Annotated in this window: 14 protein-coding genes; 11 read left to right on the top strand and 3 right to left on the bottom strand. The window is 48.9% G+C overall.

Annotated elements, in window-relative coordinates:
* Window positions 1–10: 10 nt before the first annotated feature.
* Window positions 11–217, bottom strand: a complete 207-nt coding sequence (locus tag ACSR9A_RS04270; RefSeq protein WP_473755838.1) for an alpha/beta-type small acid-soluble spore protein — start codon at window positions 215–217, stop codon at window positions 11–13.
* Between the two features lie 207 nt (window positions 218–424).
* Between ACSR9A_RS04270 and ACSR9A_RS04265 the strand changes: the two genes are divergently transcribed.
* The gene (locus tag ACSR9A_RS04265; protein WP_473755837.1) at window positions 425–1057 is read left to right on the top strand and encodes an ATP-dependent DNA ligase; all 633 of its coding nucleotides are present in this window, start codon (window positions 425–427) and stop codon (window positions 1055–1057) included.
* Window positions 1058–1169: 112 nt separating this feature from the next.
* On the opposite strand, the gene ACSR9A_RS04260 is transcribed toward ACSR9A_RS04265, so the two are convergent.
* Both ACSR9A_RS04260 and ACSR9A_RS04255 read right to left on the bottom strand, forming a co-directional pair.
* A complete protein-coding gene (locus tag ACSR9A_RS04260; RefSeq protein WP_473755836.1) occupies window positions 1170–1589 on the bottom strand; it encodes a ribosomal maturation YjgA family protein in 420 nt (139 codons plus the stop codon).
* Between the two features lie 32 nt (window positions 1590–1621).
* Window positions 1622–2449 carry an AraC family transcriptional regulator gene (locus ACSR9A_RS04255; protein WP_473755835.1) on the bottom strand — a complete coding sequence of 276 codons (828 nt, stop codon included), beginning with the start codon at window positions 2447–2449 and terminating at the stop codon, window positions 1622–1624.
* Between the two features lie 138 nt (window positions 2450–2587).
* On the opposite strand from ACSR9A_RS04255, the gene lacZ reads away from it, so the two are divergent.
* From lacZ to ACSR9A_RS04205, 10 genes are all read left to right on the top strand, one after another.
* Window positions 2588–5716, top strand: coding sequence for a beta-galactosidase, LacZ type (gene lacZ / locus ACSR9A_RS04250; RefSeq protein ID WP_473755833.1), 3129 nt, complete (start codon window positions 2588–2590; stop codon window positions 5714–5716).
* 240 nt (window positions 5717–5956) lie between these two features.
* A complete protein-coding gene (locus ACSR9A_RS04245; protein ID WP_473755832.1) occupies window positions 5957–7165 on the top strand; it encodes an MFS transporter in 1209 nt (402 codons plus the stop codon).
* A gap of 70 nt (window positions 7166–7235) precedes the next feature.
* Window positions 7236–8570, top strand: a complete 1335-nt coding sequence (locus ACSR9A_RS04240; protein ID WP_473755830.1) for a sensor histidine kinase — start codon at window positions 7236–7238, stop codon at window positions 8568–8570.
* Complete coding sequence (locus ACSR9A_RS04235) at window positions 8567–9211, top strand: response regulator (RefSeq protein WP_473755829.1); 645 nt, start codon at window positions 8567–8569, stop codon at window positions 9209–9211. The genes ACSR9A_RS04240 and ACSR9A_RS04235 overlap by 4 nt, the downstream gene beginning before the upstream one ends.
* 123 nt (window positions 9212–9334) lie before the next feature.
* Window positions 9335–9787, top strand: a complete 453-nt coding sequence (locus tag ACSR9A_RS04230; protein ID WP_473755828.1) for a thiol-disulfide oxidoreductase DCC family protein — start codon at window positions 9335–9337, stop codon at window positions 9785–9787.
* 46 nt (window positions 9788–9833) lie between these two features.
* Window positions 9834–10709, top strand: coding sequence for a DoxX-like family protein (locus ACSR9A_RS04225; RefSeq protein ID WP_473755827.1), 876 nt, complete (start codon window positions 9834–9836; stop codon window positions 10707–10709).
* 22 nt (window positions 10710–10731) lie between these two features.
* A complete protein-coding gene (locus tag ACSR9A_RS04220; protein WP_473755825.1) occupies window positions 10732–11409 on the top strand; it encodes a DUF4166 domain-containing protein in 678 nt (225 codons plus the stop codon).
* A 96-nt stretch (window positions 11410–11505) separates the two neighbouring features.
* Complete coding sequence (locus ACSR9A_RS04215; protein WP_341277753.1) at window positions 11506–11799, top strand: DUF3817 domain-containing protein; 294 nt, start codon at window positions 11506–11508, stop codon at window positions 11797–11799.
* A gap of 729 nt (window positions 11800–12528) precedes the next feature.
* Window positions 12529–13155 carry an HD-GYP domain-containing protein gene (locus ACSR9A_RS04210; protein WP_473755824.1) on the top strand — a complete coding sequence of 209 codons (627 nt, stop codon included), beginning with the start codon at window positions 12529–12531 and terminating at the stop codon, window positions 13153–13155.
* A 29-nt stretch (window positions 13156–13184) separates the two neighbouring features.
* Window positions 13185–14075, top strand: a complete 891-nt coding sequence (locus ACSR9A_RS04205; RefSeq protein WP_341277751.1) for a GGDEF domain-containing response regulator — start codon at window positions 13185–13187, stop codon at window positions 14073–14075.
* Window positions 14076–14085 lie beyond the last annotated feature (10 nt).

The following is a 14085-nucleotide window of genomic DNA, read 5'->3' as shown; positions in this document are numbered from 1 at the left end:
TTTTGTGCAATCAGCGTCCAGAGAGCTGCTGCTCCGCAATTTGAATAAGACGGCGCGTAATGTAGCCTCCGATGGAGCCCATGTCACGCGTGGTCATGTGTCCATAATAACCATCTTGTGGCAATTGAATGCCAAGCTCCTGTGCAACCTCAAACTTCATTTGCTCAAGCGCTGCACGCGCCTGCGGTACAACCAGCTGATTCGAACCTCTAGCCATAAGGGTGACCTCCTCAAGTAATGAGCGGCAGCATTTTTATAAGAAACCAAGCTTTCCTAAATTTTAAAGAAAAATGGCTTCCAAGCGCTGGCTTATTGCTATTATGTGGAGGAATGTATCCGATTATTCACTAATTTCTCCTGAATTTACCGCCGATCAGCTGGACCTTTCCATGCTAAAATGATAGAACAGCAAGGGGGAAACGGCATGTTTAAGCGACCAATGCTGATGACGGCATGTGATCAGCCTTTTGATAACGAGCAATTTCTATTTGAGCCGCTCATTGATGGGCAGCGCTTGCTGCTTTCTTTTATGAATAGGAAGGCGCGATTGTTCACGAAGCATGGTTATGAGGTCACTCGCCAGTATCCGGAGCTTCTCAAGCTGCCGCTGACCCGGCCTGTGGACGTCGTGCTGGATGGAGAGCTTTCCTATATGAACCCGGACACAGGACGGCTTGAATTTGCTCCGCTCATTGACCGCTACAAAATGACGAAGGAAACGCGCATTCGCGAAGGCGCGCTAAAATGGCCTGTTCGTTATTATGTGTTTGATTTGCTTTATTATAACGGAGTGGATTTGCGCAGCAAGCCGCTGCTTGAGCGGAAGAGGCTGCTGCAAGCGCTGCTTGAAGATAATGGATTTTTTATGAAGCTTCCATTTGTAGCTGGAAACGGCACACAGCTGTGGAGACGAATTGCCGCTTATGAGCTGGAGGGCATGGCTGGAAAAAGAAGCGATAGCCGATACCTCGCCGGGCGCAGTGCACATTGGCTGAAAATGACGAATGCGGCGTATTCCCGCATACATATGGACTCGGATACGGCTGCATTGCTCTGATTAGGGGCAATGCCTTTTTTTTAATATAAGAATTTATAAGTTTCACCCTTATAATCAGCCTATATTTCACCGTGAAACGGCAGCTTTGCCGTGAGAGGATGGCGACAGCCGTTTACACTTGTGAAGCAGTGCTGCGTTTATATCTGGATTTGTTCCATTTGCCTAGCAAGCGGTCCAGAGCATAGGAAAACAGGAGGCCGATGCTATATCTGACTAAATCAATACCGCTGAAGCCTTGTCCTAGCACAAGACCACCAAGCGTCGTATGCCGAAGATTTCTAATCCAGTCTGCCTGATACAGCTGGCTGAATTCAATGCCGAAGCTGAAGGCCGCGCTGCAAGCGAGTGAAAGGAGCAGGGGACGTTTAACCTGCAGCATGCGAAAGCCGAAGTAAACCATGCTTGCCCATAATATATCGCCAAAATGAGTGACAACGAATGACGGCAGCTGGCCGGAAAAATGCCGCGAGCTATAACCAAGCGTCATCGTAATGAGGACGGCTGCGGCATAATAAACTATTTTTTTAAGCATCGGTTGTTTGTGCTCCATTTCTTCCTGTAACTTTATTTGAATCCATGCATCTGCTTAAACTCTCCAGGTGTACAGCCTACATAAGCTTTGAACAATGTATTAAAATACGTCGGATTTTCAAAGCCGACCTGGCGGGCGATTTCATACAGCTTCATGCCGCCGCCGCGGATGAGCAGCTCCTTGCCTTTATTAATCCGCTCTTTATTGACATATTCCATGGGGCGCAGCTTAAACGTTTTTTTGAAAAGCAGGCATAGATGCTGCGGCGTGACATGCAGCAGCTCCGCCAGCTCGGGCAATGTTATCGGGCGATGCAGGTTCGCCTCGATATAGCGCAGCACAGGATGAAGCCGCTCATTCATCTGCTGCGTGGCCAGACTGCCTTCGGCCAGCTGCTGACGCAGTCCAAGCAGCACGCTATAAATTTGTTTAGAGCCGAGCATGCCAAGGCCCGGCTGCTTCTCTCGCATAAGGCGGAGCATATCGCTCATCATCTCTAAGACAGGGCGCGAGTCGTTAATCGTATAGATGCCAGGGCGAGTCAAGCCTGCCAGCTGGTTTAGCGATTCGGCGAGTGGCCCATCATACGTAAACCAATAAGCTTCCCAAGGCTCTTTGACCGCATGGTAGCTATGGGTTAGTCTGGGAGGGAGGAGGAAACCATCGCCCTGCTTCACCAGAAAACGTTCCTGCTCGATAATAAGCTCGCCTTCGCCCGAGACAACCTGCGTCCACTGGTAGTCGGGATAGCCTTCCGGGCGACGAATGCCCTCCTGATGGTCCCAATGTCCCACACCGGTTACATAGACAGGCAGCTGATAATCCGTCGTCGTCAGCGTCGTATAAATAATTTCATTCATGGGAAGCAGCCCCTCTTAGTTGCTAATGTTCAAATCTTTAAGTAAAATACGAAAATAGTTTAATGATCTTTACTTTTCTAGCTTTTATAATATGAATATTATAACTAATCTTATTCTGAGTTGAAAGAGGTGCCTTCATTGTCAAAGAGCAAATTTACGTATCAGGCTCCAGCTAACGGATATCCAGAGTGGAATAACAACCCTACTATTTTTGAGCTTAATCGGTTGGATGCACATGCAACCCGTATTTCCTATACAAGCACTCAGGAAGCGCTTCAAGGCGAGCGTACAGGCTCCGAGCGTTATGTTTCGCTCAATGGGGATTGGAAGTTTTCCTTTGCGGAAAATGCGGAAGCACGCATCGCTGATTTTTATAAATTGGATTATGACTGCAGCAGTTGGGCTTCGATTCCAGTGCCTAGCCACTGGCAGCTTCAGGGGTATGATTACCCGCAATATACGAATGTGACTTACCCATGGGTGGGCAAGGAGGATATTAAGCCGCCATTCGCGCCTGTTAAATATAATCCGGTCGGTTCCTATGCGACAACCTTTACCGTTCCTGAGGGCTGGGATGAACAGCCTGTGTTTATCAGCTTCCAAGGTGTGGAGTCTGCCTTCTACGTTTGGGTAAACGGTGATCTTGTAGGTTATAGCGAGGATACCTTTACGCCGGCGGATTTTGATTTGACGCCTTATTTGCAGGAGGGTGAAAACAAGCTGGCGGTAGAAGTATACCGTTGGTGCGATGCAAGCTGGCTGGAGGATCAAGACTTTTGGCGGATGAGCGGTATTTTCCGTGAGGTGTACTTGTATACGGCGCCTCAGGTCCATATTTATGACTTCTTCGCTAAGGCGGCGCTGGATGCGAATTATGAAGATGGCGAGCTGACGGTAGAGGTGAAGGTTCGTTTCGAGGAGGAAGCGTCCGAGCAGCAAACGGCTGTAGAAGCGATGCTGTATGATGCCTCCGGCGAGCCGGTTTGGCAGCAGCCGCTGAGTGGAGAAGCGATTCGTCAGGAGAAGGGCGAAACGGTTGCATCCTTAACATTGAATACAAAGCTTGCACAGCCGCTCAAATGGAGCGCTGAGGAGCCGCATTTATATACGCTTGTGCTGTCGCTTAAAGATGCAGAGGGCAAGCTGACAGAAGCCGTTAGCTGCAAAGTCGGTTTCCGCACGTTTGAAATTAAAGACGGCTTGATGCAGATCAACGGTCAGCGCATTCTTTTCAAAGGCGTCAATCGCCATGAGTTTTCCTGCGACACCGGGCGTGCGCTCAGCTACGAGGATATGGTGACCGATATTAAGCTGATGAAATCGCATAATGTCAACGCTGTACGTACTTCGCATTATCCGAACCATCCGCTATGGTATGATCTGTGCGATGAATATGGACTTTATGTTATTGACGAAGTCAATCTCGAAACGCATGGCTCATGGACATATGGGCAAAAAGAGGTCGGAGACGCCGTGCCTGGCAACTTCCCAGAATGGACGGCAAATGTGCTCGACCGCAGTCGCTCCATGCTCGAACGCGATAAAAATCATCCATCGATCGTTATTTGGTCGCTTGGCAATGAATCGTTTGGCGGGGATAATTTCCTGAAAATGGCCGATTATTTCCGTAAGACGGATCCGTCCCGCATTGTGCATTACGAGGGAGTTTTCCATTGTCGCGAAAGCGAAGCGGCTTCGGATATTGAGAGCCATATGTACACAAGTCCAGCAGGCGTAGAAGCCTATGCCAAAAATAATCCGCAAAAGCCGTTTATTATTTGCGAATACAGCCATGCAATGGGCAATTCCTGCGGCGGCTTGTATAAATACTGGGAGCTGTTTGACAAATATCCGATCCTTCAAGGCGCTTTCATCTGGGATTGGATCGATCAGGCTATTCGCACGCAAACACCGGATGGCATTACGTACATGGCCTACGGCGGCGATTATGGCGATAGCCCGAACGATGGCAACTTCTGCGGCAATGGTTTGATTTTTGCTGATCGGACCGTATCCCCTAAGCTGCATGAAGTGAAGGCCTGCTACCAAAACATCAAAATTCATAGCCCGAACTGGGAAGCTGGAACGGTGCGCGTCGACAATAAAAATCTGTTCGTATCGCTGGATGCGTACGAGCTGCACTGGAAGCTGAACAGCAACGGCATTATTATGCAAAAAGGCGTGCTGACCGTAGACATTGCAGCGGGCGCCTCTGCCGAGCTAGCCATTCCGTTCCAAATGCCGACAGAAGCAGGTCTGAATGAAGAAATTACGCTTACGGTAAGAGCTGTGCTTAAGAAAGCTACGCCATGGGCGGAGCAAGGACATGAGGTGGCCTTCGGTCAATTTATCGCGCCTGCACTGCCTGTCTCGCCTGTTGCTGTAGAGATTGCATCGCCGCAGTATGGTGCAATAGCGGTTGAAGCTGTATCTAATGGAGCCCTTGTGTTATCGGGAGAAGGCTTTGACATACGCTTCAATCAGGCGAGCGGCGAGCTGGAGTCCTACCAAATTGGCGGTTCTGAGCTGCTGTCTTCGCCGATTGTCCCGAATTTCTGGCGTGCATACACGGATAATGACCGTGGAAATGGACATGTCGAGCGCTGTGCGCCTTGGCAGGCTGCCTCGAAGGAGCGCCAATTGATCCGCTTCAGCTGGGAAGCGCTTGGAGATCGCGTGAGAGTAAAATCGCAATACCGCTTAAGTGCCGCTGCTGAGACACGCTGCGAGCTAGCTTATACGATTTACGGTGATGGGCTGATTGAAGCTGAGCTGCTGCTGCAGCCTGGTGAAGGCTTGCCGGAAATACCAGAAATCGGCCTGCTTTTCACAATGAATGAAACGTTTGATTCTATTGCTTGGTATGGCAATGGCCCACATGAATCATATTGGGACCGTCAAACAAGTGCGCGGCTTGGACGTTTCGGCGGCAAGGTGAAGGATCAACTTATGCCTTACATTCGTCCACAGGAATGCGGCAACAAAACCGAAGTGCGCTTCGCAGCAGTAACCGATGCAAACGGAAGCGGCATTTCGCTTCAGGGCGAGCCGCGCTTCGAATTAAATGTGCTGCCTTATACAGCTGATGAGCTGGAAGGGCATGATCATCCTTACAAGCTGCCTGTGAGCGATAAAACAGTCGTTCGCGTCAATTATCGTCAAATGGGCGTTGGCGGAGACGACAGCTGGGGAGCGCGGGTTCATCCGGAATATACGCTTCCAGCGAATCGCGACTATCGTTTCCGCGTCTCGCTGCGCGGACAATAATTAAGGACAAACGCTAGGATTGCTTTGTGTTAAACCTATAGCTACGATACGGCAAACTGCCGCTATGACCGATCAGGTCGCAGCGGCAGTTTTTTTGCATTTAGCGGGCGTATTTGAAGGGAAGAGGATAACCAGGTATAACAAAAGTGTTGACTAAAACCAAACGAAATAATATTATGTCTAAATAATAGGCAAACGTATTTTAATTTTGTCTAATAAAAAACTAGGGGAGTTGCAAGAATGTTTAGTAATCGTTTTTTTCGTACGATCATCCTGTCCAGAATTTTGCTCCAATTGGGTATTTGGATTAGGAACTTTGCGATCTTGCTGTATGTGACGGAGGTCACGAACAATGATCCCTCAGCAGTATCGCTTATTTCAGTGGCAGAGTTTGCGCCGATTTTTGTATTTGCCATCATTGGCGGCACGTTTGCTGACCGCTGGAAGCCTAAACGGACGATGATAAGCTGTGATTTCTTGTCCGCTTTTTCCGTCCTTGGCGTATGGGTCGCATTGTTTAGCGGCTCATGGAAAGGACTGCTGCTGACGACGCTGGTTTCGGCCGTGCTTTCGCAGTTTTCCCAGCCCTCTGGCATGAAGCTGTTCAAGCAGCATGTGCCAGAGGATCAATTGCAAGCCATGATGGGGATGTATCAGACAGTTATGGCTGTCTTTATGGTCATTGGGCCGCTGCTCGGGACATTTGTGTATCAGCATTATGGCATCGAGGTGGCGATTGTTGCTGCAGCTATACTATTTTGCGGATCAGCAGCTATATTGATGCTGCTGCCGCGAGATGCCGAGCCTGAGCGCACACGGCAGGCAGCAAGCTTCAGACGTGAGCTTACAGCGGGACTTCATTATGTTTGGGGCCAGCATGCGCTGCGTTCCTTGGGTATTACGTTCGCGGCAATTGGCCTCGCTTCTGGGCTTACCCAGCCGCTATCTTTGTTTATTGCCATTGATAATTTAGGACAGGATAAGTCGTTTTTACAGTATTTGTTAGTGGTTAGCGGTGCAGCTATGCTAGTTGGCGGTGGGGTGGTTATGTCAATCGGAAAAAAGGCAAGTCCGCGCAGGCTGCTCCTATTCGGCTTGTCGGCAAATGCACTGGCTACGCTGGGCACCGGCTGGTCGGAGAGCATCCCGCTAACTTTTGCGCTGATCATGCTAGGCGGCTTCTGTGTTCCGATTATTCAGGTGGGCATTAACACCATTATTCTTCAAAACACCGATGCTGCCTTCATCGGTAGGGTCGGAGGAACGATTACGCCCATGTTTACTGGCATGATGGTCGTCGGAATGTCGCTATCCGGCGTATTAATGGCTGCATGGACGCTGCCCATTGTTTTCAGCTTAAGCGCAGTCATATTCGCCATTGCGGTGTTTACAGTTAAACTCGGGAGCGGGGCAAGGACAAGCAGCGCTAAAGCAGCGCCGCAGGTGTGAAAATACATCTTGAATCGCTGAATTATGGTAAAATAAAGCGATCACACGCTTTTTTGGGGAAGGATACCGTATGCTTTATTATTTTGCAGCGCTGCTTGCCGCTGCTTCGCTGCTGCTGCTGACAAATCCGCGGAGCGAGTCGAATCGCTGGGCCGCTTTCTTTCTTGGATTTGCGTCTATAGGCGGGCTGGCTGATACACTGGCCGCAGGAGAAATGAATGTATTAGCTCATCTCGTTCAATTGATGAATCACACGTTTACACCTTATGGCGTGCTGGTGTTCAGCATCGTTTATTCCGATAAAGTGGCAAATGCAAGGGTGCGCCTGCTGCTTAAAGGGCTGCTGCTGCTTCCGGTAGTCGGCATGCTGTCCATAACGCCGATTGCGCCGAGGCTGGAGCTGGATTACCCGATATTGCTAGCCTGGACAGCTCCTTATTATTTAGCCTCCTGCTATTTGCTACTGGTCTCGCTATGGAGTGAGGAAAATAGCCGCCGGAAGCGAAATCGTTTTATAATTGCCCTTATTATGGTACCGACACTGCTGGCCGTGCTTATCCTTATCAATGTAGCGAATGTCATTTCGCCTGCCTTCGATTATTTCCGTTATATTTCGCTCTTCATCTTTTATTCGCTTACGGTAGCCGTATTGTGCACATTTGCTTATGGCGTGCTCGGTGTCAAGCTGCGTTTCGAGCGTGATCAATGGGAAAGCACTCGCAAGGCGGTCAGCTCCGGGACGACGATACTTAATCATACGATTAAGAACGAAATTGGAAAAATTGCGATCAGTACGGAAAATTTAAAAAGTGAGCTGTCTGCCGGGTCGCCTGAGGCAGCGGAGCAGCTGCGAATCATTGAAACGGCTTCCAGCCATATGCTTGCGATGGTAACGAGCATCCACAGCCAAACCAGAAGCATTGTGCTTCGCGAGCAGCCAGTCCGTTTGGATGAGCTTGTGGAGCGCTGTTTGCAGCAGCAGCCGCTTGAAGGCAGGCCGATTCAGCTCAAGCTGCATTCGTTATGCAGGCCGACCGTGCTGGGTGATCCGCTTCATTTGCTGGAAGCATTGAATAATCTAGTGCAAAATGCGATTGAAGCAATTCCAGAAGGAACAGCTGGAGAAGTAAAGGTGACGCTGAGCTGGCACAAAAAAGCGGTGCGTCTCCTTGTGAGCGACACAGGCAAAGGGATGACTGAGGAGCAGCTGAAGCAAGCGCTGGAGCCTTTTTATAGTACGAAAAATCGCAGCCGCAACTTTGGACTGGGACTCGCTTATGTGTATAATGTCGTACATCAGAGCGGCTGGACGATCGAGCTTTCCAGCGTTATTAATGAAGGGACAGAAGTGCTGCTGCATGTTCCTGCCCGCAAAGTGATGGAAATCAAGGAGGGAATGGGATGAGCCATATTCGGGTGCTGCTCGTAGAGGATGATCCCGATTGGGTGAAGGCGATGACGTTATTTTTAAATAAAGAAGCAGATTTGCTCGTCGTGGGGGCGGCATCAACTGCGGAGGAAGCGTTGAGTCTCGCTCGAACCTTGTCGTTTGATGTCGCACTTCTCGACATTCAGCTCGCTGATCACCAGCAGAACGGCATTTATACGGCGGTCGAGATGCATCGCATTCATTCCGCGAAAATCATTATGCTGACCTCCATGAGCGAAGAGGACATCATGACCCAGGCGTTCACGGCAGGAGCGATCAACTATATTGAAAAGACCAACTTTCGCCAGCTGCCGGAAGCGATCCGCAGTGCTTATCATCATCCTGCACCGATGGAAGCGCTGCTTAAGGAATTTGCCAGGTTAAAGCGCGAGGAACAACTAAAGGATTTAACCTCCGCAGAACGGGAAGTATTCGAGCTGATTGAACAGGGCTACACGCAGACGCAAATCGAGCAGAAGCTGTATAAGGCGGAGAGCACGCTGAAAAATCAAGTGAACAAACTGCTCAAGAAGCTTGGCGTCCGCAGCCGCAAGGAAGCGGTGGAGAAGGTGCGGCGCAAAGGGCTGACCGTTGGTATGGAGGAAAATAAAGAATAACCATATAAGTAAGGGGAGGGTACTACGATTTGTAGTACCCTTTTTCGTATGCCCGCTACAAAAGTTAGCACTGATCAAACGCTGCTTTTCTTACTACAATGAAGGAAAGAACGGAGGGGCATCATGCAGGCACCTAGAAAAAAACGACCGGGACGAGCGCTGCTGCTCGTTGATGGACAATGCCAGCTGTGCAGTAAAATCTCGCAATTCGTTATTGCGCGTGATCAGGCAGCCTATTTTCGCTTTGCTGCTCTGCAATCGCCTGCAGGGCAATATGTGCTGGAAGCTTATTTGCTGCCTTCGGGCGACTTGGACACCTTTATTATGATCGAGGATGGCCGCTGCTACACAAAAACGGAAGCAGCACTGCGCGTCCTGCGGCAATTAAAGGGGCTTTGGCCGCTATTCTATGTTCTAAGGGTTGTTCCTGCTTTACTGAGAAACGTTGTTTACGATTGGATTGCCGCTAAGCGTTATGGCTGGTTTGGACAGGTGGAGCATTGCTTGCTTCCAAACGCTGATCAGCAAAGCCTTTTAATAGAAGAAAGAGAGGAGGCGGCTTCCTATATCAAATAAGCGGAGAGATAGGTCGATTTATGTCGAAACAACGATCCGTACGGATTTGGATACGCTCTGGAATTACACACAAATTCCAAGCAAGCATGTACAGTGGGATATGCGTTTTACAGCCATTGAATATTTGCCCCGCCGCACGGAAGAGGAAATTCAGAGGTTTCATTACCAAACACGCATCGGTTTTGGACTTGCAATAGCGGGCACAGGGGCGACTCGTGCAGGATGGCTGGAAAAGGAAGAAAGGCAATCCCGCCTGTCCACCCTCTCCTTCAGTTCGGAGCAAAAGCTGTCGCTGATCAGCAAGGGGAGAGGCTACTGGCAGTATACCGAGCGCGGAGAGGACGTTATTTTTCTCACCCGCTATGATTATAAAACACGCTTTGGCGCTGCCGGAAAAGCTTTCGATCGCCTTCTATTTCGCCCGCTATTCGGGTGGGGAACCGCATGGAGCTTTGATGTGCTCAAAATATGGCTGGAGCAGCATATTCCGCCTGCGGCAACGATTCAGCGCGCACTCATTCATTATGTGAGCCTGGCGCTGCTTGCTGTACTATGGCTTTATCAGGGCATCGTGCCCAAGCTGCTCTACCCGGAGACAGGAGAGCTTGCGCAGCTGCAAGCCTCGGGGCTATTTTCAGGCTGGGAGGAGCAGGCTCTCGTATTTCTCGGGCTCGGTGAAGCGGCGCTGGCGATTATTTGGGTTGTGTTTCATCGTTTTTCAATGATTTATTGCTTGCAGTTGACACTGCTTCTGCTGCTGCCAACGATTGCTTTGGCAAACAGCCCGGAGCTGTTGCAAGCTTCCTATAATCCGGCTACGATAACGCTCCCGATGATTGGCCTGTGCTTTGCGGCATGGCGGACCTGCAATGGACTGCCTGATGCGTCACGCTGCTTACGTAAACCTAAGGTGAAAGCTTAATAACAGAGAGGGGACAGTTACGATGGCTTCGATTTATGAGCAGGTGTTAGGAGCAGACTTTGCTAGGCTGCATCCGCGTATTCAAGAACGGTTTGGCTTCAGCAGTACGGATGGCATGGCTTCAATTGGAGAAGGCGTCATGGAAGAAATTTGGTACAGCAAGCGGGTTGCCATCCCGCTTTACATCGGCAGCTCGCGCCATATCATGTTCCCGCAGGGTGGCAGCCAAATTCCGTTTACGATTGGGAATTATGCTTATGCGGACCAATTCGGCCGGGAAACGGTAACATGGATCAGAACCTTCAAATTTCCGCAAAAAATACGAAGATTCGACGATACGATGATTTATAGTCGAAAACATGAAAAAATTGTCGATTACCTTGGGACGAAGCAGCATCTGGCTGTAGACCTTGATATTTATGCCGTACCGGGTGGAGGCATTCGCATCCGTTCTGGCCAGCAGCGCTTCTATGAGCGCTTCTTGCAATTCCGCTTTCCTAGACTGCTGACGGGCGAAGCCGATGTGACGGAATGGTATGATGATACGCTGGATAAATACCGGATCTCGGTTCAGGTGAACAATCCGCTGCTTGGTACGATTTTTCGCTATTCGGGCTCCTTCCAGGCTTATTTCATCGATACCGGCAAGCAGCCGATTCCGCTTGATGCGAAGCCCTTGCGCGAGGAACGCAGGGAGTAGATTCACAACTTGTTCAAAGTATGAATGCGTATTTCGCCCGCCATGCTGGTATGATTAGGAGGTGTTTGAAGATCATTTCGCCAGGAGGTAACACAGATGTCAACCCATACAATGAAAACAGCGATCGGCCGGCTGCGCCTGTTCGGCATAACGGAAGGGATTTCGTTTTTAGTGCTGCTCTTTATTGCCATGCCGCTAAAGTACGGCGCAGGCATTGACGAGGCGGTTGCGATTACAGGGATGCTGCATGGCTGGCTGTTTGTTATCTATCTTATCGGCATAGCCAACGCGTTTTTCGTCAAGCAATTATCCTTCTTTCATTCTTTTTTGGCAGTCCTTGCTGCTTTTGTACCCTTTGGCCCATTTTTATTGGATCGCAAGCTGCGTTAACAGACGTATATGTGACAGATGTCTCAATGGTTTAGGCAGTCTGGAGCCCCGTAATTGGGGCGCCAGACTTTTTCTTATGTTGCGTGGACTTTCAGTAAAATTTTTTTGAAAAACGGTGTCTTAAGCACTAGTACGATTAAACCTAGATATGCTATGGTATTTCTATGATTCATCCGGCTCCCCACAAATAATCAAGAAGTATTTTTTGGAAATTCATCCAAAAGAAGAGGATTTCGCCAAATCGTGTGGAAACTTACTTAACCAGTATTTGAGACATGACGAATAAGAATCCGAGGTAAATGAATGCAAAATTCAGTATTTTTCAAAAGTGTGATTAACTCTGATTCGATCTTGGATTCTATTGGGTTGTTAGGACAATACCTGGAGACATTGATCGGTTGCCAGCATATTTGTTTGTTGCTGCCGCACGATAATGGGCGAAATGAGCTTATACCATATTCTTTCAAAATCAATCAAACGGATCTGAAGCTTCTGCAGCAAATGGCGATAGACACCGATTTATTTTCAGACATGTCCTCGGGCATGCGCCTCTGTATAAAGATGAGCAGCGCCAAACCTGCGATTAAACTCCTGTCCATGACAACTTTCCAATCGCTATATACCTTTCACCTAAACCGTTCTGTCTATGGCGCGATTTTATTGTGCTTCCGTTCTGAGGTCCAATTGACAGACGAGCAGCTTCATATCTGCCAGATGGTTACAATGCAAATGGAACAGTTAATCGAGAAAATATATTTTCGCAAGCAGGTGTTGAAGCAGCAATCCTACGAGAATTTGGTCAACACTTTGCGGATGAAGGATGGCTTTACGCTTAATCACTGTTATAATGTGGCCTTCTACGCTTCTTTGCTGGGCGCCAAAGTAGGGGTAGATGCTGAGCAGCTGGAGCAGCTCAAAATCTCGGCACTGCTGCATGACATTGGAAAAATCGCCATACCGGACTCGATACTGCTCAAGCCTGATCGACTGACGGAGGATGAATTTTCAGTTATTAAACAGCATCCTGCAATCGGATACGAGCTGCTCAAGGATTTGCCTGATGTTCAGAAAATATTGCCTGTCGTACGCTGGCATCATGAGCGTATTGACGGCAGTGGCTATCCGGACGGTCTCAGCGGGGATGAAATTCCTTTGCTCGTGCGAATTGTCAGTCTGGCAGACGCCTTCGACGCTATGACCTCTACGAGAGTATACCGGCATTCCCTTCCTGTCTTCGAGGTTCGGAGGCAGCTGGAAATCAACGGAGGGAAGCAGTTTGACGGGCGGCTTGTAAAAGCATTTTTGCAAATGCTTGATGATCATATGATAATGGACAGATTGGTTTGGGATGAGTGATTTTATAGTGAAGAAGGTTGGGGACATATATGCGCAAGAGAGTTTTTATTGTCGACGATGAGCCTCACAACATCCATATACTCCGTGTTTTCTTGACATCGCTGAATTATGATATTTATGTAGCCGAGAACGGCAGGCAGGCGGTGGAAATGATTGACGCTGTTGCGCCGGACTTGATTTTACTGGATGTTATGATGCCGGATTTGTCGGGATTTGAGGTTTATAAACGCTGGCTGGACAAAGATGATTTTGATGTGCCGATCATTTTTCTGTCTGCCAATGTGCAGAAGAAGGCAATGCTGGAAGGCCTTCAGCTTGGCGCATTTGATTATTTAACCAAGCCTTATGATCTTGATTTGCTCGAGATGAAGGTGTCGATTGCCTTACAGCAAAAAATGAAGCTGACGAGCTTGAAAAAGGATAATGAGCAGCTTGCAGAGCTAGCTTATGTGGACGCGCTAACGGGACTTTACAACCGTACATATTTGGAAGTCGTAGCCCAGCAAATTAAAGACGGAGAAAAGCATTATGAGTCCGTCCTGATGATTGACATGGATAATTTTAAAACGATCAATGATACTTTCGGTCATATGATTGGCGACCAGACGCTTCGCGACATTGGAAACATCCTTTTCCAGGTGCTGACTCCTTATGTGCATGTGACTTTCCGTTATGGGGGAGACGAGTTTCTCGTTATTTTGCAGGATAGAGGGGCAGCGCTCATGGCGGCGGAAGCCATTATTGCCGCTGTGGATCAAATGCAGGTCGGCCATCCTTCCCAAAAGCAGATTCAAGTTTCCGTTAGCATCGGAGTGTCTCACAGCTTAGACTCCAGCACCCTTCATCAGATGATATCGCAAGCGGACTCTGCATTATTAGGCTCGAAACGAGGCGGCAGGCACCAAATAACAGTGAATTAATCTACGATGA

The sequence above is a fragment of the Paenibacillus sp. R-74696 genome (assembly GCF_055814915.1).
The sequence above is the reverse complement of the archived record's forward strand: the minus strand, read 5'-3'. Positions and strand labels throughout refer to the sequence as shown.